Consider the following 20125-nt stretch of genomic DNA (forward strand, 5'->3'; position numbering starts at 1 on the left):
CTCCCCTGTTCTGCGTGCCCTCCGTCAGATTTCGGTCCTCGGATGTTAGCGCCCCCGTGCGGCTGATGCATCGAGACCAATCCCACAACGCGTGGAGAGCGACATACGCGTTACCGACGCTTCTCCACCTATTCTCAGTGAAGAGTCCGATTGGAGTACAAGCGCGGACGCGGAAACTCTGTACTGCCCGGCGCCGGGAGCCCATGACAGTCCGTAGTACCTGATCCGGTCCGGGACGACCCCGAGGCCCTCCAGCGAGCCGGCGTCTGGGAATGAGCGACGCTGCGTGATGATCCAGCCGAGCACGCGGGGCCAGAACCGCTTGGCCGCCAGCGCACCCGCCAGGTCCAACCTCTCCCACTTGAGGTGGCAGGCCCGCGCTCGCCTCGGTACCGTCCCCATGAGGTGCCATCGTCACCCCCAGGCGCTCGAGCCCCGGAAAGTTGATGGAAGAAATACGTCTCGCACTGCGCATGCCCTCTCGACACCGGCGAATCCGTCGACTCATGGCCTGGTCTGTAGCGTTGGCGATCGTGGTCGGTGCGGCGTGCGGGAGGGACGAAGACATTTCGGGTCCTCCCCCTGAGCTTCCGAACCAACCCCCAGTGGTGGCAGGCGCGATTCTTTCGCTGGCCATCACGGTTGGCGACACCGTCCGCGTGGACGTGTCCACGGCGTTCATCGACCCCGACGGGGATGTGCTGAGCTACGAGACCGCGAGTTCGAACGTCGGCGTCGCAACCGTGTCGGCTTCGGGCAGTACGGTCACCATCGCCGCCGTCGCCGAGGGGAACGCGACGATCACCCTGACCGCCCGCGATCCCGAGGGCCTGTCGGCCTCGCAGGAGGCCGACGTCACGGTCCACGCACGGCCTCCACCCCCCAACCGGGCGCCCGTGCCCGTCGGCTCGATCGACGCGCGGACCGTCACCGCGGGGGAGACCGTCTCGGTGGACGTCGCCGGCCACTTCAGCGATCCCGACGGCGACGCGCTGATCTACTCCGCCTCGACTTCCGACGCCGCCGTGGCGACCGCCTCCGTGGCGGACAGCACGGTCACCATCTCGGGGGTCGGTGAGGGGAACGCGACGATCACCGTCACCGCCGCCGACCCGGGCGGGCTCACGGCCACCCAGGACATCTCCGTCGCGGTCGAGGCGGCTCCACCCCCCAACCGGGCGCCCGTGCCCGTCGGCTCGATCGACGCGCGGACCGTCACCTCGGGGGAGACGGTCTCGGTGGATGTGGCCGGCCACTTCAGCGATCCCGACGACGACGCGCTGACCTACTCCGCCTCGACTTCCGACGCCGGCGTGGCGACCGCCTCCGTGGCGGACAGCACGGTCACCATCTCGGGGGTCGGTGAGGGGGAGGCGACGATCACCGTCACCGCCGCCGACCCGGGCGGGCTCACGGCCACCCAGGACATCTCCGTCGCGGTCGAGGCGGCTCCACCCCCCAACCGGGCGCCCGTGCCCGTCGGCTCGATCGACGCGCGGACCGTCACCGCGGGGGAGACGGTCTCGGTGGAAGTGGCCGGCCACTTCAGCGATCCCGACGACGACGCGCTGACCTACTCCGCCTCGACTTCCGACGCCGGCGTGGCGACCGCCTCCGTGGCGGACAGCACGGTCACCATCTCGGGGGTCGGTGAGGGGAACGCGACGATCACCGTCACCGCCGCCGACCCGGGCGGGCTCACGGCCACCCAGGACATCTCCGTCGCGGTCGAGGCGGCTCCACCCCCCAACCGGGCGCCCGTGCCCGTCGGCTCGATCGACGCGCGGACCGTCACCGCGGGGGAGACGGTCTCGGTGGACGTCGCCAGCCACTTCAGCGATCCCGACGGCGACAGGCTGATCTACTCCGCCTCGACTTCCGACGCCGCCGTGGCGACCGCCTCCGTGGCGGACAGCACGGTCACCATCTCGGGGGTCGGTGAGGGGGAGGCGACGATCACCGTCACCGCCACCGATCCGGGCGGGCTGACGGCCACCCAGGACATCGCCGTCGCGGTCGAGGCGGCCTCGAGTTCCAATCGGGCGCCCGTGGCCGATGGCGTGGTCGTCGACAAGACCTCGACTGTGGGCGGGACGCTTTCGGTGGACGTGGCCAGTAAATTCAGCGACCCCGACAACGACGCGCTGACCTACTCCGCCTCGACTTCCGACGCGGCCGTGGCGACCGCTTCCGTGTCGGAGAGCACGGTCACCGTCACGGGGGTCGGTGAGGGGGAGGCGACGATTACCGTCACCGCCACCGACCCGGGCCGGCTGGCGGCCCAGTTGACCTTCAACCTCACGGTCGGGCCGAACCGGGCGCCCGTCGCGACCGGCACGTTCGCCAGCAGGAACTTGCCCGTCGGGGGGAGATTCTCCCTGGACGTGGCCGGCAAGTTCAGAGACCCCGACGGAAACAAGCTGATCTACTCGGCGTCGACTTCGGACGACGCGATCGCGACCGCCTCGGTCTCGGGGAAGACGGTTCGCTTGACGGGGGTCGGCGCGGGGGAGGCGACGATCACCGTCACCGCCACCGACCAGGGCGAGCTTTCGGCCTCGCAGACCCTCGACGTCACAGTCACCGAGACCGGCGGGGCCCCTGCGGTCGTCGGCATCGTCGCCGACAAGACGCTGATCGTCGGAGGGAAGACATCGGTGAACGTGGCCGGCAAGTTCAGCAATCCCGGCGGTGGCGGATTGACCTACTCCGCCTCGACTTCGAACGGCAGCGTGGCGACCCCGTCCGTGTCGGGCAGCACGGTCACCGTCACGGGGGTCGGAGAAGGGGAGGCGACGATCGGTGTAGCCGCCACCAACCAGGGCGGGCTGCGGGCCGAGCTGACGTTCAGCGTCACCGTCCGGCTGAACCGCGCGCCCGTGGCAGTGGGCAGCGTCGCCGACAAGACGGTGGCCGCCGGGGGAGAGACCTCGGTGAACGTGGCCAGCAAATTCGATGACCCGGATGGCCACAAACTGACCTACTCCGCCTCGACTTCGGACGACGGCGTGGCCACCGCCTCCGTGGCGGGCAACACGGTTACCGTCACGGGGGTCGCCGATGGGAGCGCGACGATCACGGTGACCGCCACCGACCCGGGCGGGCTGACGGCTCAGTTGACCTTCGACGTCACGGTCCGGGAGAACCGGGCGCCCCAGACAATCGGCATCGTTGCCAGCAAGACCGTGGTCGTCGAGGGTGCGACATCCCTGAACGTGGCCAGCAAGTTCAGCGACCCCGACGGCAACAGGTTGACCTACTCCGCCTCGTCTTCGAACGATGCCGTGGCGACCGCCTCCGCATCGGGCAGCACGGTCACCGTCAGGGGTGTCGCCGAGGGGGAGGCGACGATCACGGTGACCGCCGCCGACCCGGGCGGGCTGACGGCCCAGTTGACCTTCGACGTCACCGTCCGGCCGGACCAGGGGCCCGAGGTCGTCGGCATCATCGCCGACAAGACCGTTGCCCCCGGTGGGGAGACTGCGGTGAACGTGGCCAGCAAGTTCAGCTATCCCGGCGGGGGTAGATTGACCTACTCCGCCGCGACTTCGGACGATGCCGTGGCGACCGCATCCGTGTCGGGCAGTACGGTCACCGTTACGGGGGTCGCGGACGGGCAGGCGACGATCACGGTGACCGCGACCAGCCAGGACGGGCGGTCGGCCTCCCTGACCTTCGACGTGACTGTCCGGCCGAACCGGGCGCCCGAGGTCGTCGGCATCGTCGCCGACAAGACCCTGGCCTCCGGGGCGGAGACCACGGTGAGGGTGGCCAGCAAGTTCAGCGACCCCGACGGCAACAGACTGGTCTATTCCGCTTCAACTTCGGCCGCTGGCGTGGCGACGGTCTCCGTTTCGGGCCAAAACGTTAAAGTGCAGGGGGTCGCCCAGGGGCAGGCGACCATCACGGTGACCGCTACCGATACGGGCGGGCTGACGGATTCGCTGACATTCGACGTCACGGTTACGGCCTCCGGCGACTAGAGCCTCCGACCGAAGGTCGTGCTCAAGGAGCTGTTTGTAGTGGACGGTTAGGCCGACCGAATGCGCGCGCACGCGCGTCGGCGTCACGACGATCAGGTCTCCCGGAGGTTACTCGAGATGCACGATACGCACCGAAGCGATCCGAGACGCCCACGCTGGCCACGGCTCAGGCTCAGCACTTTGCCTTCGCTCGGCGCGGCCGTCGCGCTTCTCCCGTTCGTCGTCGGCTGCCAGCCTGGCGGCACCGGGGCCGCCACCGAGCGCGGCGCATCCGGCACCACGGCCAGCGCTTTCGTCGAGGCGGGCGGCGCCTTCCCCGACGCGTGGCCCTTCGCCGCCGAGGACCCGCCCGTCACGGCCACCGAAGGCATGGTCGCCTCAACCGACGAATACGCGTCGCGCGTCGGCATCGAGATCCTCGCGTCCGGGGGCAACGCGGTCGACGCCGCGGTGGCGACGGGGCTCGCGCTCGCCGTCGTGAACCCGGAGGCCGGCAACCTGGGAGGCGGCGGGTTCATGATGATCCGCCTCGCCGACGGCAGCGTCTTCGCGCAGGACCACCGCGAGAAGGCGCCCCTGGCGGCCACCCGCGACATGTATCTCGACGAGGACGGGAACGTGACCGACCTCTCCGTGCGGGGACACCTGGCGGCGGGCGTGCCGGGGACGGTGTCGGGGCTGTGGGAGGCGCACCAGCGCTTCGGCACGCTCGAGTGGACGGACGTGGTGCAGCCCGCCATCGACCTCGCTAACGGCTTCGAGGTCACCACGCGCCTCGTCTCGACGCTCGACGCGGCGCAGGAGGGGATCCGCGCCTTCGCGCACAGCGCGCGTGTCTTCCTCCCCGGCGACGCCGTCCCCGCCATCGGCGACACCTTCTCACAGCCGGCCCTCGCCGCCGTCCTCACGCGCCTCCGCGACCAGGGGCCCGACGACTTCTACCGCGGGGAGACCGCCGCCCTGATCGCGGCGGAGATGGAGCGCGGCGGCGGCATCATCACGCGCGAGGATCTCGACGGTTACGAAACGGTGTGGCGCGAACCGGCCGCCTTCGACTACCGCGGCTACACGGTGCACTCGATGCCGCCCCCGTCCTCGGGCGGCCTCACGATGGCGGCGATCGCCAACGTCGTGGAGCGCTGGGACCTGGGCGCGATGGGGTGGAACAGCCCCGAGACGATCCACGTGATGACCGAGTCCTTCCGGCGCGCCTACGCCGACCGCAACGAGTACCTCGCCGATCCGGACTTCGTGGAGCTTCCCGTCGACGAGTTTCTCTCGGAGGCGTACGCGGACAGCCGCGCGGCGACGATCTCCACGGAACGCGCGACGCCCTCCGCCGAGGTCGCGCCCGGGATCGACGCCTTCCTCGACGAGAGCCACACGACCCACTACTCGGTCGTCGACGGGGAGGGGAACGCGGTCGCGGTCACGACGAGCATCAACTCGTGGTACGGCGGCAAGGTCGTCGTGGAGGGCGCGGGATTCTTCCTCAACAACACGATGGACGACTTCGCCGCCAAGCCGGGCACCCCGAACCAGTTCGGCCTCGTCCAGGGCGAGCGAAACGCGATCGGCCCCGGCAAACGCATGCTGTCGGCCATGAGCCCCACGATCGTCGAGGACCCCGCCGGCGACCTCTTCCTCGTCACCGGAACCCCCGGCGGCGCCACGATCATCACCACGGTGCTGCAGTCCATCTTCAACGTCGTCGACCACGGGATGAACGTCGTGCAGGCGGTCCACGCGCCGCGGGTCCACCACCAGCACCTCCCCGACCTCATCTTCCACGAAAACGGAGGACTGGGGGCGGCCACCTCGAGCGCGCTCGAGGCGCTGGGACACTCCGTCCGCGAGCGCGATCCCGGGCCGCCGGACGCCTACTTCACGGGCGGCATGTCGGGCGACGTCCAGCTGATCATGGCGATGCCGGACGGCTCCTGGGCGGGATGGTCCGACCCCCGCCGCGGCGGGAGGACGCTCGGCCGCTAGATCTGGATCTCAGAATGGTTGCCTCACGCTGCCGCGGCCCCGTGCGCGTCACAACAGGCCTGGTCGCCACGGCCCGCCTGAGAAACGGCGCGAGATCTCGAGCCATCATGGGCCTGTCGGCGCCCCTGTGTCGGCCTATGCCAATTGAAAATGCGATTTTGAATTGGCATAAGGCTTCACAGGGACTTCCAGCAACCACCCACAGGCAGGAACCTCGGGTCGCGCTCGTCATGAGAACGATCCGACCGTGGGGCGAAGATCGGCCAGCTCATGGCCGACAACGGAGCGGCGTACCCCCTTCCAGCGCCTCGTGGAGGCCACCGGTCACCTCACGGGTGCAGCGCGAGGTCTCGCCCGTTCAGGGGCTGCACGGGGCGCGCGTTCATCGGATATAGCGCGGCGAAGGCGTCTACCTGGGTCTGCGAGACGGAGATCGACTCCGTCATCACCACCCAGCTGACGACCTCCGAACAGGGCGGCGTGGTCAGCGAGCCCTGATATCGGAAGTAGCCCCGTCCCCCGGGAAGCAGCGTACCGGGATCGAGCACGCCGGCCGCGGCGGGCGACTCGTCGGGGCCGGGAATGGCCTCCCACAGGCTCTGGATCGTCGGGTCGGCATCGCCCGCCTCCATGAAGACGCCGATCACGGCGAGGTCTCCCTCCTCGGCCGCGTGCACGAAGTGCACCTCCATCGGGGAGGCCGCTCCGTCAACGGTGTGTTCGCTCGGCAGGTGGAAGTGGAACTGCACGAGCGAAAACTGCCGCCCTTCCAGGACGATGGCGCTTCCCTCGGCCATGTTTACCTGGATGGTGTGGCCGTTGTCCACGACCTCCGCCTCGGTGGGCTGCCACTGGATGTCGAGGCCGCTGGCGCCCGCCGCGTCGGCCGGAGTCGCGCCCGTCAGATCCACCGGAGACTGCTCGACGCCGGTGTCGCAGACGGCAAGGGATGGGTCGAGCCCGCCCCACCGGTCAGGTCCGGTGTCACCCTCGTAACCCCAATGGACTTCGGCGACGCCGGTATCCTCAGCGCGTTCCCCCATCATCTCCCCTGCCACCTCCGTCTGATCCTCGGCCCCATCCTCGGCATCCGGCTGGCACGCCTGCTGCGCTCCGATGAGCAGAGCCAGTATCAGCCCGCCGATGAATGTCCTGGGAATACGCGTTGTCGCTTGCATCTGTTCCTCCGTTGAGCGCGGGCGCTGGACGCGACCCACCGCGAATCTGCCCGCTCTGTCCGGCCCGTCAAGAGTCCGCTGTGCGGGTCGAGGGGACGGCCACCGCTGCCAGGAGGTCCTGCGGGCCCGCGAGGAGTTCTGCCGCCTCTTCTTCGATCCCGACGTCCCGCCCGACTCGGCGGACGGCCTGCGCAGGTACTTCTTCGGCTTCGCCTACGCCGCGCGCCTGCGCCACTACCGGCGCGGAGCCGGGACGACGCCCCCTTCAGCTCCCTAGCGTCGCCACTCCAGCGCACCCGGGAGTCCGCGGCTGAACAGGATCTCGAGTTCCGGCTCGGGGGACAGGGCCTCGGCTTCAACCCGCGTCATGGCGGCCGGGAGGTCCCGGTAGATCGCCCGGATCTGGCCGGTTTGAGGATTCCGGATCATGGCCGCCGGACGCTCGCTCCGCGCGTCCAGCGAGACGGAGCCGTCGGGTCCCGTGAGCGTTATACGCTGCAGCCGCCCTGCCCACGAGGTCTGCGCGGGGATAGCGAAGGCAAAGGCGCCACCTCCGTCGCCGTCGGCGATCCGGGGCATGTCGAAGGTCAATGAGAAGAGCGTGGCTCCATCGGAAGCGATGCCCGTAACGCGGTACGGGCCGGACGAGGACGGCAAGGCGGCGGCCGCATCCAGCACGAAGGCAGGCTCGAGGAAGGGAGCGCCGTTCGGTTCGATCCCGCCCCAGACGAGGAGCGACGGGCCCGCGGTGGCTGCCGCCGCCGAAATCGCCGCACTCTCGCTACCCCCCACTTCGAAGCGGTAGCGCAGCATGTTCGAATGGAAGTACTCGCTGACCCAGATGTCGGGGCCGCAGTAGGACATGAAGTCGGCTTTGGTCGGCGGGACGAGCGCGCCGTCCTCGAAGTCGTACCCCCACGCGCCGATCGAGCCGTCTCGGTGGGGATAGGCGCGATCGACGTTGGTCAGATTGGGACCGCAGGGAGCATGTTCGAGGCCCAGGTTGTGTCCGAGTTCATGAGCCATGGTCCAGGCGTCGGGTATCGCGAAGGTCGACCGGCCCGGCTCACTGATGGATATGCCGGGGAAGTCCGCCTGGCTCTCCGGGAGGGTCGCCATGTAGTACCCCTCCCCCTCTTCCATGACCCGGATCGCTTCCGCCACATGCACCAACGCGCCGGGGTTGGTCGAAGTCGTCGTCACGGGCTCATGTACCGTCAGGTCCAGTTCACGCACCGGCATCAGTGTTCGGATGGCCCACAGCAGCGGGTCTTCCGCCGTGAGCCCGTCGGTAATGTCGAGGAGGGACGAGTCCGGGGCCGGAGCGTAGAGGAGCGGGATCAGCGTAAGGGCCAGCACGGGCATCTCCCGTACGTCCACGCCGATCCGCCCGGTCTCCGGGATGCGCGTGGCCACACCCAACGCCGCGTCAAGGGTGCTGTCGGGGTCGATCTCCACCACCATCTCGAGCCCGTGCCGGATCACCGAAGCGGGAATCACGGCGTTGGCCGAAGAGGCCAGCGAACTCTCGTCCACCCCGCGGCGGATCAAGGACACGCCGGAGTTGATCTCCACCGCCACCGCCTCCGCTCCGTTCAGGTAGAAGGTCGCCCGAACCGGGGGGATGAGTTGCCCCGCGGCCTCCGGCGCGACCGCAAACACGCGCAACAGCGCCTCCTCGTCCGCGACGAGCGGGACGGGGAACCGGCGTGACTGCACCGCCTGCGTCAGATACGCGGTCGAAGCGGACGCCAATGCCTCGCAGGGCTGGACCCGCTGGGTCTGCACCACCCGCAGCCATTGCCAGAATCGCTCGTCATCCGGTCCGCACAGCTCCGTACCCCCGGTCAGGAGCACGTCCAGTCCTTCAATCCGGGTGAGGCTCTGCGGGATGGTTCCCGACATCCGGGTGTTCGACAGGTTGAGGGCGGTGAGCGTGGACAGGCCGCCAATGTCCTCGGGCACTTGGCCCGTGACCGGATTGTCGGCGAGACTCAGGGTGGAGAGGTGTCTCATGCCGGTGAGCCCGGGTGGGAGCGGTCCGGACAAATCGTTCAATGAGAGATCCAGGTCGCGGAGTTCCGGAAGGCGCACCAACGTTGGGGGCAGCGGGCCCTCCAGGCCGGTCCCCCTCAGAATCAGCCTGCGCAGGCGCGGCAAGGTGGTGACTTCCGCTGGAATGGAGAGCACGTCGTTGTAGGTGAGATCCAGCACTTCGAGCATCTCGAGCTGTCCGAATTCGGGTGGGAGCGGCCCCTCCAGACGGTTAAACGCAAAGTCGAGCACCCTGAGGAACTCGAGCCGGCCAAGTGCGGCTGAGAGCCGCCCCTCCATCTGATTCCACGACAATTCCAGATGCGTGACACGTCCCCCTTCATCGACCTCCACACCGCACCACTCGTCCAGCGGAGCCTCCGTGAGCCAGCCGCTGCTGCACAGCCAGTCGCTTCCCCCGGCGGCGTTGTAGAACGCGATCAGAGCCGCCCGGTCCGAATCAACCGGAGGTGGAGGTGGCGGCGGAGCTGGGGGTGGCGCTGGCGGCGGGGGTGGCGGAGGAGGCTCGGAGGGCTCCGGGGGAGCCACTGTCTCATCACCGCACGAAGCCACCGCAACGGCCGGCAGCGCGACCGCGACGGCGATGGCCGGGAGGAGTCCGATACGATCAATGCCGTGTATTACCCATCTCCCCATCGCGTGGTGGTCCAGGAACCACGAGTACCAATCGCGGCAACCCCTCCTTTGCGAGTCGGTTACGGAGACGTACTCCACACGGTCTCGGGTGTTCCGGGGGTGATTCCAGGAGACGAACACGGCCCCCGCGACCTCGTAAGCGGTAACACCGGGCGCGGTGTCTCTCGATAGGCTCGCGTTCGGCGCGAGATGGCCGGATCGTCCACGAGGTGAACGTCGCAAAGGACAACTGACGCCCGGCCGCCGATCCTTGCGGCCACGGCGGAGGCGGCGAACCGTAAGGCGCGTCCAGCCCTTCGCAAAGAGAATGGAGATGACCGCCATGTCCCGGATATCCGTGCCCCGTCGCCTTCGTTCGTTCAGCGCCCTCACCCCGCTGGCGGCGCTGTTTCTCCTGCCCATAGCGACGCCCACAGCGGCGGATGCTCAGGATCGCGACGTCCGCGTCACCGTGTCCGAGGGGACGAACATGGCCGCGGCCGTCTCCCCGGATGGCAGCCAGATGGTGCTCGACCTCCAGGGCACGCTCTGGGTGATGGACGCCGGGGGCGGCGAGGCGCGCGCGATCACGGACATGTACTACGACGCGCGGCAGCCGCAGTGGGCCCCGGACGCGAGCCGGATCGTCTTCCAGTCGTTCCGGGACGGCCGCTGGCACATCTGGTCGATCCGGCCCGACGGCTCCGATCCGGTGCAGCACACCTTCGGACCCTACGACGAGCGGGAGCCGGCCTACTCCCCGAACGGCGCCTCGATCGCCTTCTCCTCGGACCGATCCGGCAACTACGACATCTGGACGCTCGACCTCTCCGGCGGCCCCACCGATGGCCGCGTGCGCCGGGTCACGGACGCCCCGAGCCACGAGTTCACGCCGCAGTGGTCGCCCGACGGGAACGCGCTGGCCTACGCCTCGGACCGCAGCGGCGGATCCATCGTCGTGCGGGGGAGCGACGGCTCGGGACAGGTCGTGGCCGAGACCCCGGGCGCGGTCTCCCCCGCCTGGAGCCCGGACGGTGGGCAGATCGCCTACGCGGCCGTGGGACGCGGCCAAACGGGGCTCTACGTGGCGGCCCTGGAGGCCGGGCTCGACGCGGGACCCGACGCCGCGCCCCGGCGCCTCAGCGCGGACGATGCGGATGTCTTCCCCTTCCGCCCCCACTGGATGTCGGGCGATGAGGTCGTCTATACCTCCGACGGCGTGATCCGACGCGCGGCACCGGACGGCTCCGCGCGCCCAGACATCCCCTTCGAGGCCACCTTCGCCTTCATCCGGCGGGACTACGAGCGCACGCCGCGTTCGTTCGAGGCGGGCGGGCCGGAGCCCGTGCAGGGGATCGTCGCCCCGACGGTCTCCCCCGACGGCCGGCACATCGCCTTCACCGCGCTCGGCGACCTGTGGATCCTCGACATCGGGGCCGACACGGGGGCTGGCAACGCGACACCCCGCCAACTCACGGACGACCCCTTCGTCGACGTGCTGCCCTCGTGGTCCCGCGACGGCTCGAAGCTCGCCTACGCTTCCGACCGGGCGGGCTCGCTCGACATCTGGATCCGCGACATGGACACGGGCATGGAGCAGCGCGCGACCACCTCCCCGGGTGGCGAAATCGCGCCGGTGTTCTCCCCCGATGGCGACCGGATCGTCTTCGCCTCCGTCATGGGTTTGGCGAGTGCGGTCCAGGTGGTGGACCTCGCCTCGGGCGACGTACGCACGATCCGCGACGACCTGTTCGCCCCCAGCCGGCCGTCGTTCTCACCGGACGGAACGACGATCGCCATGTCCGTTCTCTCCCAGTACTCCTCGCGTTTCCGGGAGGGGCGGAACGAGATCCTCCTCCAGCCGCTCGACGGGGGCGAGACGCGCCGGGTCACAGCCGCCGAACACAGGAACATGGGTGTGCGGGTGCTGGACGGCCCGGTGTGGTCGCCGGACGGACGGCGCATGGCGTACGCCAGCGAAGGCGTGCTGTGGCTGGTCGAGGTGGACGCGGACGGGGCGCCGAGCGGCCCGCCGCTGCGGCTCAACAACGACCACACCGACGCGATCTCCTGGACGGGCGACTCGCGCTCGATCGTCTATCAGACGACCCGAGGCCTCCGCCGCTACCACCTCGACGACGGACGCTCCGAGGAGATCCCGGTGCGGATCGAGTGGCGGCGCCCCGCGCGCGAGGGTTCGGTCGTCGTACACGCGGCCCGCGCCTGGGACGGGGTCTCGGATGACGTGACCGAGAACGTGGACCTCATCGTCGAGGGCAACCGCATCTCCTCCGTCGTCCCCCACAGCGACGCCAACCACGAGGCGGGGGCGGCCAATGGGGGCGAAGTCGTGGACGCCGGCGACCACACCGTCCTCCCCGGCCTCGTCGACATGCACTCCCACATGGGCTACGGGATGGGCGAGGCGCTCGGCCGCACGTTCCTCGCCTACGGCGTCACGACGATCCGCGACCCGACCTCCGACCCCTACGAGATCGCGGAGCGCCGCGAGTCCATCGACTCCGGCCGCCGCATCGGACCCCGGGAGTTCGCCACCGGCCGCACGATGGACGGCAACCGGATCTACTACTCGGGCGCCGGATCGCTCGGCCCCAACGGGAATCTCGAGCTGGAACTCGACCGCGCCGAGCACCTGCGCTATTCCCTCATCAAGACCTACGTCCGCCTGCCGGACCTCATCCAGCGCCGGATCATCGACTTCGCCCATTCCATCGGGATCCCCGTTTCGAGCCACGAGATCTACCCCGCCGTCGCGCACGGTGCGGACCACGTCGAACACATCTCCGGCACGAGCCGCCGCGGCTACTCGCCCAAGGTGACGGCGATGTACCGTACCTATGACGACGTCATCCAGCTCCTCACCGCCTCGGGCATGACGATCACCCCGACCATGGCTCTCATGGGCGGCTGGTGGAAGTCCGTCGGAGAGGACCCATCCTGGACGACTGACGCCCGCTTCGAGGCGCTCTTCCCGGAGGGAATGGCCGAGGCCATGGCCGCCCGCGCCGCCGCCCGAGGCCGAGCCAGCGGCATCGACGACATGCTCGCCGACGCCGGCCGCACCGTGACCCGTGTCGTCCGGGGCGGAGGCCGCGTCGTGGCCGGCACCGACTCCCCCATCATCCCCTTCGGCGCCGCCCTCATCGCCGAGGTCGAGAACTACGTCTGGGGCGGCCTCACCGAGGTCGAAGCCCTGAGGACCGCCACCTCGGTGGCCGCCGAAGCCCTCGCCATGGAGGGAGAGATCGGAACCCTCACCGGGGGCGCGCTCGCCGACATCCTCATCGTCGAAGGCAACCCGCTGGACGACATCTCGGACCTGCGCCGCGCCCGCATCGTCATCAAGGACGGCGAGGTGTTCCGCCTCGAGGACCTGCTGGAGCCGCCTGGCGCCCTGGTGCCCTAAGGGGGTCGCCGCGTCCGTCTTCGGGGCGTCGAGGGTTGGAGGCCCCGGCGCCGTCAGCCTCCGAGCGGGATCACGACGCCGGCCTGAAGCGCCAGACTCCGGTTCTTGGGGGCGTCCGGGTCGCTATCGATTCGCGAGAGTCCAATCGAGTACACCAGGTCTAGTCCCAGACTGAGGCTTTGGGAAATCGCCAGTTCCACGCCGCCGCCGACCGCCACTCCGAAGTCCAACTTCCCTCCATCGCCCCCGCAGGATTCCGACTCGCTTATCGAGCCGATTTCCGGGAGGTCGATATCAAATATCCCCTGGCAAGAAAGGCGAGCGCCCACCCACGGACCCAGCAACACGCCGACAGACAGAGGGCCGTCTCGCGACGACCCCAGCCTCCCCAGGGCCGAGAACTGAAGATAGTCGATCTCAAGACGGCTCGACGCGCGACCCCCGGCCCCCGAGACATCCAAGCTGTACCCCTTCTGCACGTAGGCACCGCCGACACGAAGCTCGATCGCGGATGCCAGGGGAAGGGCGACATCGATCCCCGCGGCCACGCCCATGCGGTGATCCTCACTCACTGTGCCTCCGAGAGCCTCAAGCTCCGACAACTCCTCGTCAACCAATGCGGAAAAGGTGGAAAAGGTGGACCGGCTCAGTCCGGCCCTGACCCCCACCATCGTCTGCGCCATGAGTGGAGCGGCGACGAGAAGCGGGAGGAGTGACACCAGGATTCTGTGCATCATTGGATGCTCCCTTCGTAGCGGTTCAGGCATTGGGCCACCCACGCGACGGCGCCGCGGTAACAGGTCGACCAACGGGATGACGAGCGCCAACTGGAATGAGTCACGCACTTCAGACGAGGCCGACGAAGATGAACAGCACGGCGATCCCGCTCAGCACCCAGATCACGCGGTCGCTGCGCTGCAGGAGGATGTGCTTGTTGAGGATCGCCCCGATCGGGGCAGCGAAGGCGTAGACGGCGAAGAATGTCAGGTAGAAGTCCATCATCAGAGAGCCGGGGTTGAAGCCCCCCGGGCCGCCGATGCCCAGCGCCTCGATGATATCGAAGGTCGTGAAGATGATCGTGAACCAGACGCCCAACCGCAGGTAGAGCTTGGCTTCGGCCCGCCGCCGCTGGCGGAAGATCGCGAAGGCCGCGAGCACCTGGCGGAAGGCGAGGGACGCCGCCCCGCCGGGATCGTTCGTGTAGTAGAAGAGTCGCAGCCGGTGCGCCCAGCGGTCGAACCCCCGCAGGATCGGCAGTTCCGAGAGCGCGTCCCAGCGCGTCCCCAGCAAGGTGATCGCGATAAGCGCGAGGACCGCGATGATCGGCTCGTACACCCCGGTACCGCGCGCGAAGGCGCCCATCGAACCCGCGGCCAGCATCATCACGAAGGAGTCGGCCACGAGTCGCACGCGCGCCGACCGCTTGGCAGCCCAGTACGGCTCCGGCGGAAGCGCCTCTCCCCGGGCCGGCATGAAGGCGAGCTGGCGCGGGGCCAGTCCCTCCGCCTTCCGTCGCGCCTGATCCTCGTTGAACTTCCGCACCATGCGGTGGATGAGGAAGATGTCCACCAGCCACCACACGCCCGCACCGCCGCCCGTGAAGAACATGAGGACACCCGTCCCCGTGCGGTCGAGATACAAGCGGTGCCCCCCGAAGAAACCCGCCACGAGCCAGAGCAGCCAGGCGACGGACCGCCGCTTGAGGGGATAGCTGTACAGATCTTCGAGGACGGCGCGCGAGAAATCGAGATCCCCGCGGCCCTCGACCCGCGGGAGACCGGCGTGCAGCGCGTGCATTCTAGAAGGCCACAGGCTCCTTGAAGCGGCCGTACACCCTCTCCAGCACGATCCGGATCTCGCCCAGCGTCGCGTAGGCCCGCACCGCGTCGAGCAGCGGCGGCAGCAGGTTCTCGTCGTCGCGGGCGGCCCTTCCCAGGTCTTCAAGGCGGCGCTCGACATCCTCCGAATCCCGACGCCCCCGAAGCTCCGCCAGCCGCGCCTCCTGGATGCCCGCCGCCTCCTCCCCGATCCTCAGAATCTCGAGCGGAGGTTCCTCGGCGTCCTGGAACCGGTTCACCCCGACGATCGTCTGCATCCCCCGCTCCACCTCATCCTGGAACCGGCGCGCGGAAGCCGCGATCTGCGCCTGGAAGTAGCCGGCCTCGATCCCGTACACGACGCCGCCGATGTCGTCGATCTCGCGGAAGATCTCCTCGGCCTCCGCCTCGAGTTCGTCGGTGAGCGTCTCGACGTAGTAGGAGCCCGCTAGCGGATCGATCGTATGGGGGACGCCGGTCTCGTAGGCGAGGATCTGCTGCGTGCGGAGGGCGATCTTCGCCGCTTCCTCGGTGGGGAGCGCGAGCGTCTCGTCCATCGCGTTCGTGTGCAGCGACTGGGTGCCACCGAGCACGGCCGCCATCGCCTGGTATGCGACGCGCACGATGTTGTTCTGGGGCTGCTGCGCGGTGAGCGACACGCCCGCCGTCTGCGCGTGTGTCCGCAGCCTGAGGCTCCGGGGGTTCCGGGCCCCGTACACGTCGCGCATGTGGCGGGCCCAGATCCGCCGGCCGGCGCGGAACTTCGCGATCTCCTCGAAGAAGTCGTTGTGCGCGTCCCAGAAGAACGAAAGCCGCGGGGCGAAGCTGTCCACGTCCAGCCCGCGCTCGATCCCCCGCTCCACGTAAGTGAACCCGTTCTTGAGCGTGTACGCGAGTTCCTGCGCGGCGGTCGCCCCCGCCTCCCGGATGTGGTAGCCGGAGATGGAGATCGTATTGAAGCGCGGCGCCTCGTCCGCCGACCACTCGAAGATGTCGGCGATGATCTTGAGCGCGGGCTCCGGAGGGAAGATCCACGCGTGCTGCGCCTGGTACTCCTTGAGGATGTCGTTCTGGATCGTGCCGCGGACCTGATCCAACGGCACGCCCTGCTTCTCCGCCGTCACGAGCAGGAACGCATACAGCATGAGAGCGGGCCCGTTGATGGTCATCGACACGGACACCTTGTCGAGCGGGATCCCGTCGAACAGCGTCTCCATGTCGGCGAGGCTCGATATCGCGACGCCGCACTTCCCCACCTCCCCTTCGGAGCGGCGATCGTCGGAGTCGTATCCCATGAGGGTGGGAAAGTCGAACGCCACCGAGAGCCCGGTCTGCCCGCGCTCGAGGAGGTACTTGTAGCGCTCGTTCGTCTCGTGCGCAGTCGCGAAGCCCGAGAACAGACGCATCGTCCACAGCTTGGTCCGATACATCGAATGATACGGACCCCGCGTGAACGGAAACTCCCCCGGCGTCCCCAGCCGCTCCAGGTATCCCTGCGCCCCGTCGGCGCCGTCGGGCGCGTCCAGCGGCGTGTAGAGGGGCCTGATCTCCCGCCCGGAGATGCTGCGGAAGCTGGTGTCGTCCCGCAGCGGACTCTGCCGGTAGACCGCCTCCCAAAGCTCGAGCTGATCGCTCAGCGCGCCGTGCTTGCTCATCCCCCGTCCTGTATCCTTATGGCCTTCAGCCTCCTCGGCCTTCCCCATGTCGTCAGTTCGCAAGTTAGGGGGAAACGGGCATGCCGAGTAGGTACGCCTCGGCCTCGGCTTCGCAGACCGCTGCGGACCGGGAGTCCCTCGCGTGGGGCCCGGCCTCCGCCGACGTTCCCGCAGGAACGTCCCGGCGCTGGGGACGGTAACCAAAGCCCTCGTGGGGAGACGATGCGAGCGACATGAGGCGCGACATGCGAGAGAGGCTGGGGATCGTACTGGTTGGCGGGTTTGGCGGACTCTTTCTCGCCGCGGACGCGGGGTACGCGCAGCGGGGTCCGCTGGTCGCCGACCGCCCCGACTTCACGGAGGCGGCAGAGACGGTGGGGCCTGGCGTCATCCAGGTCGAGTTCGGGTACACCCTCGCGTATGACGAGTTGCGCGGCGACCGGGACGGCGGGGACCGGGACGGCGGCGACGGCACCGTGTGGACGCATTTTTTCGGGGAGCCCCTGCTCCGTGTGGGGGTCGCCCACGGACTGGAACTCCGGTTCGCGGCGAGCCCCGTGTCGCAGCGCACCCGCACCGATGACCTGCGTGTCGACGACAGCGGGACGGAAGATCTCGATCTGGGGATTAAACTGGTCCTGGCCAGGCAGGTGGGTCGCCGTCCGGCGATCGCGGTCATCCCGCAGATGACCCTTCCCACGGGGAGCGAGGCGTTCTCCCGTAACCGGCTGTCGCCGGGGGTGAACCTCATCTACGCGTGGGACCTCACCGAGGAGGTCTCGCTCGCGGGCAGCACGCAGGTGAACCGGGCCGTAACCGCGCGGGGCGAGGGCTACGCGGAATGGGCCCAGTCGCTGGTGACGGGGCTGGTCGTGGGCGCGCGCACGGGGGTCTACGCCGAGTGGTACGCGTTCTTTCATGCCGCGCCGCAGGGGACCCGGACCGAACACTACGTCAACGGCGGCTTCACCTGGAGCGTGGCGGACGACATCCAATGGGACATCCGGCTGGGCGCGGGATTGAACGAAGCCGCCACTGACTTCTTCGCGGGGACCGGGTTCGCGCTCAGGATTCCCTGAAGTCTTCGTACAGGCGGCGGGCAAGGGCGTAGGGGGACGCCCCGGAATCCAGCGTCTCGGCGGGGGCTGCGCGCCAGATCCGCTCGGCGTCGCGCCGGGAGCGGCGGAGGAGGGCGTCGTGGGCGCGGCGGAGGCGCGCGGCCCGGCGGCGTGACTCGAGTTTCCCGGTCGAGGTCAGCCAGTCGAAATGCTGGTCCAGGCGATCGGCGAGTTCCTCGACGCCCCGGGCTTCCGACGCGACCGTCTGGATGATCGGCATCCGCCAGCCGGCCTCGGCGTCCGGCGCGCGGTTCGCGAAGCGGATCGACATGATGATCGCGATCTCCTTCTCGAGGCGGTCGGCGCCGGGGCGGTCGGATTTGTTGATGACGAAGAGGTCCGCCACCTCCATGAGCCCGGCCTTCATCGCCTGCACCCCATCCCCCGACTCCGGAACGAGGACGACGGCGGTCGTATCGGCGGAGACGGCGATGTCGAGTTCGGCCTGGCCCACGCCGAGCGTCTCCAGAATCACGCGGTCGTAGCCGGCGGCATCCATGAGATCCGCGGCTTCGCGCGTCGCCGTGGCCAGGCCGCCGAGCGATCCGCGGCTCGCCATCGAGCGGATGAAGACGCCGGGTTCCGTCGACAGTTCGCCCATGCGGATGCGGTCGCCGAGGAGGGCGCCGCCGGTGAACGGGCTCGTCGGGTCAACGGCGACGATCCCCACCGTCAGCGACCGGTCGAGGTAGTGCCGGGCGAGCGCGGCGGTGAGGGTCGACTTGCCGGCGCCGGGCGGCCCGGTGATGCCGATGCGACGCGCGCGGCCGGTGCGCCCGTCCAGCCGCTCGAGCAGCACCTCGAAGCCGTCACTCTCGTTCTCGACGTGCGAGATCGCCCGGGCCAGCGCGAGCGGCTCGCCGCCCGCGATGCGGTCGGCGAGCGCCCCCGGATCGAACCCGGAAATCATATCAGGATCATATGAGGAACCGCGTCGCCAGCCCGAGGAGCAGCACGAAGCCGAACAGGTCCGTAAAGGTGGTGACGAAGATCGACGAAGCCACGGCCGGGTCCGCGCCCAGCCGCTCCAGCACGATCGGGAAGAAGGCCCCCAGCGCCGACGCCACGGCGAGATTCCCCCACATCGCGACCATCACGACGAGCCCGAACAACGGCTCCGTGTTCGGCAGCAGGAAGGAGGCAGCGGCAACCAGCAGCCCGATCGCGAGGCCGTTCACCAGCCCCACGATCAGCTCTTTCACGACGGCGGACCAGCGCTCGCCGGGCAGTTCGTCGGCGAGGGCGATGCGGCGGATCGTGACCGCCAGCGCCTGCGTCCCCGCGTTGCCGCCCAGACCCGCGATCACCGGCATGACCGCCGCCAGGATGACGAGTTGTGCGATCGTGTCCTCGTAGAGCCACACCACGAGGGCGGCGAACGAGAGCGTCACGGCGTTCACCACCAGCCAGGGCAGCCGGCTCCGGATCGCGCCCGCCGTCGTGCCGCGCAACTGCTCCTCGTCCGACACGGAGGCGAAGCGCAGGATGTCCTCGGTAACCTCCGCCTCCACAACGTCGATCACGTCATCGAAGGTGATCTGCCCGACCAGCCGCCCGTCCGCGTCGACGACTCCGATCGCGGTCAGGTTGTAGCGGGAGAGGAGCTTCCCCACCTCCTCCTGGTCGAGGTCCACGGAGACGACGACCGCCGGCTCCTCGAGGAGGTCGGCGAGGGGCGTCTGCGGAGCGGCGAGCACGAGGTCCCGGAGGTTCACGACGCCGTGCAGCCGCCGGCCCCGGTCCACGACGAAGACGGTGTAGAGGTCCTCGCTCTCCTCCGCCTGTGCCCTCAGTTCCTCGATCGCCTCCGCCGCGGTGGCCTCGGCGTGCACCGCGCACAGGTCGCGCGTCATGATCCCGCCGGCGGACTCCTCCGGATACTCGAGAAGTTCGCGGATCTCCTGCTCTTCATCGTCCGGAACCGACTCGAAGACGCGGTCCCGTTCCTCCGGCTCGAGTTCGCCGATGAGGTCGGCCGCGTCGTCGTCCGCGAGTTCCTCGACGAGTTCGGCGATCCGCTGCGGCTCCATCCTCGCGAGAAGTTCGCCGGGACGCTCTTCCTCCTCCATCTCGGCCAGGGCGTCCGAGGCGAGCGAAGCCGGGATGAGCCGGAGGAGGGCGATGCGCTCGTCCTCCCCCAGGTGCTCGAGCACGTCCGCCAGATCGCTGGGGTGGAGCGGCTCCACGAACGCGATGAGCGCGTCCCCGTCGCCCGATTGCAGGCGACTCCGGACCTCCTCGATCAGGAGGTGACGCTGCTCTTCCAGGTTCTCGGACATGCTCGC

11 protein-coding genes are annotated in these 20125 nt (G+C 69.1%); 4 read left to right on the forward strand and 7 right to left on the reverse strand.

Annotated features, from left to right (window positions below; all coding sequences use genetic code 11):
- Positions 1-506 precede the first annotated feature (506 nt).
- The gene (locus ACOOHF_RS17950) at positions 507-3983 is read left to right on the forward strand and encodes an Ig-like domain-containing protein (RefSeq protein ID WP_420464397.1); all 3477 of its coding nucleotides are present in this window, start codon (positions 507-509) and stop codon (positions 3981-3983) included.
- Positions 3984-4100: 117 nt separating this feature from the next.
- On the forward strand, positions 4101-5975 hold the full coding sequence (gene ggt, locus ACOOHF_RS17955; protein ID WP_420462769.1) for a gamma-glutamyltransferase: 1875 nt from the start codon (positions 4101-4103) through the stop codon (positions 5973-5975).
- 329 nt (positions 5976-6304) lie between these two features.
- Here ggt and ACOOHF_RS17960 read toward each other — a convergent pair whose 3' ends face one another.
- The gene (locus ACOOHF_RS17960; RefSeq protein ID WP_420462770.1) at positions 6305-7153 is read right to left on the reverse strand and encodes a carbonic anhydrase; all 849 of its coding nucleotides are present in this window, start codon (positions 7151-7153) and stop codon (positions 6305-6307) included.
- 273 nt (positions 7154-7426) lie between these two features.
- On the reverse strand, positions 7427-9736 hold the full coding sequence (locus ACOOHF_RS17965; RefSeq protein ID WP_420462771.1) for a M66 family metalloprotease: 2310 nt from the start codon (positions 9734-9736) through the stop codon (positions 7427-7429).
- Between the two features lie 430 nt (positions 9737-10166).
- Between ACOOHF_RS17965 and ACOOHF_RS17970 the strand changes: the two genes are divergently transcribed.
- Positions 10167-13250, forward strand: coding sequence for an amidohydrolase family protein (locus ACOOHF_RS17970; protein WP_420462772.1), 3084 nt, complete (start codon positions 10167-10169; stop codon positions 13248-13250).
- 53 nt (positions 13251-13303) lie between these two features.
- On the opposite strand, the gene ACOOHF_RS17975 is transcribed toward ACOOHF_RS17970, so the two are convergent.
- The 3 genes from ACOOHF_RS17975 to ACOOHF_RS17985 all read right to left on the reverse strand — a co-directional run bounded on the left by ACOOHF_RS17975 (position 13304) and on the right by ACOOHF_RS17985 (position 16722).
- Positions 13304-13984 carry an outer membrane beta-barrel protein gene (locus tag ACOOHF_RS17975; protein ID WP_420462773.1) on the reverse strand — a complete coding sequence of 227 codons (681 nt, stop codon included), beginning with the start codon at positions 13982-13984 and terminating at the stop codon, positions 13304-13306.
- A 112-nt stretch (positions 13985-14096) separates the two neighbouring features.
- The gene (locus ACOOHF_RS17980) at positions 14097-15047 is read right to left on the reverse strand and encodes a TM2 domain-containing protein (protein WP_420462774.1); all 951 of its coding nucleotides are present in this window, start codon (positions 15045-15047) and stop codon (positions 14097-14099) included.
- Position 15048: 1 nt separating this feature from the next.
- Positions 15049-16722, reverse strand: coding sequence for an acyl-CoA mutase large subunit family protein (locus tag ACOOHF_RS17985; RefSeq protein ID WP_420462775.1), 1674 nt, complete (start codon positions 16720-16722; stop codon positions 15049-15051).
- Between the two features lie 233 nt (positions 16723-16955).
- Between ACOOHF_RS17985 and ACOOHF_RS17990 the strand changes: the two genes are divergently transcribed.
- The gene (locus ACOOHF_RS17990) at positions 16956-17801 is read left to right on the forward strand and encodes a transporter (protein ID WP_420462776.1); all 846 of its coding nucleotides are present in this window, start codon (positions 16956-16958) and stop codon (positions 17799-17801) included.
- Here the strand turns inward: ACOOHF_RS17990 and meaB are convergent.
- The gene (gene meaB, locus ACOOHF_RS17995) at positions 17788-18750 is read right to left on the reverse strand and encodes a methylmalonyl Co-A mutase-associated GTPase MeaB (protein WP_420462777.1); all 963 of its coding nucleotides are present in this window, start codon (positions 18748-18750) and stop codon (positions 17788-17790) included. The genes ACOOHF_RS17990 and meaB overlap by 14 nt on opposite strands.
- Positions 18751-18757: 7 nt before the next feature.
- A complete protein-coding gene (mgtE, locus tag ACOOHF_RS18000; RefSeq protein ID WP_420462778.1) occupies positions 18758-20119 on the reverse strand; it encodes a magnesium transporter in 1362 nt (453 codons plus the stop codon).
- Positions 20120-20125: the final 6 nt, after the last annotated feature.

It is taken from the genome of Candidatus Palauibacter sp., from assembly GCF_965216145.1.
GTDB lineage: Bacteria > Gemmatimonadota > Gemmatimonadetes > Palauibacterales > Palauibacteraceae > Palauibacter.

Bases quoted from the DNA above. Each gene is read 5' to 3' on its own strand.
- mgtE (WP_420462778.1), bottom strand. From the start codon at position 20,119: ATGTCCGAGAACCTGGAAGAGCAGCGTCACCTCCTGATCGAGGAGGTC.
- ACOOHF_RS17950 (WP_420464397.1), top strand. From the start codon at position 507: ATGGCCTGGTCTGTAGCGTTGGCGATCGTGGTCGGTGCGGCGTGCGGG.
- ACOOHF_RS17990 (WP_420462776.1), top strand. From the start codon at position 16,956: ATGAGGCGCGACATGCGAGAGAGGCTGGGGATCGTACTGGTTGGCGGG.
- ACOOHF_RS17985 (WP_420462775.1), bottom strand. From the start codon at position 16,722: ATGAGCAAGCACGGCGCGCTGAGCGATCAGCTCGAGCTTTGGGAGGCG.
- ACOOHF_RS17970 (WP_420462772.1), top strand. From the start codon at position 10,167: ATGTCCCGGATATCCGTGCCCCGTCGCCTTCGTTCGTTCAGCGCCCTC.
- ACOOHF_RS17975 (WP_420462773.1), bottom strand. From the start codon at position 13,984: ATGCACAGAATCCTGGTGTCACTCCTCCCGCTTCTCGTCGCCGCTCCA.
- ACOOHF_RS17980 (WP_420462774.1), bottom strand. From the start codon at position 15,047: ATGCACGCGCTGCACGCCGGTCTCCCGCGGGTCGAGGGCCGCGGGGAT.
- ggt (WP_420462769.1), top strand. From the start codon at position 4,101: ATGCACGATACGCACCGAAGCGATCCGAGACGCCCACGCTGGCCACGG.
- ACOOHF_RS17960 (WP_420462770.1), bottom strand. From the start codon at position 7,153: ATGCAAGCGACAACGCGTATTCCCAGGACATTCATCGGCGGGCTGATA.
- meaB (WP_420462777.1), bottom strand. From the start codon at position 18,750: ATGATTTCCGGGTTCGATCCGGGGGCGCTCGCCGACCGCATCGCGGGC.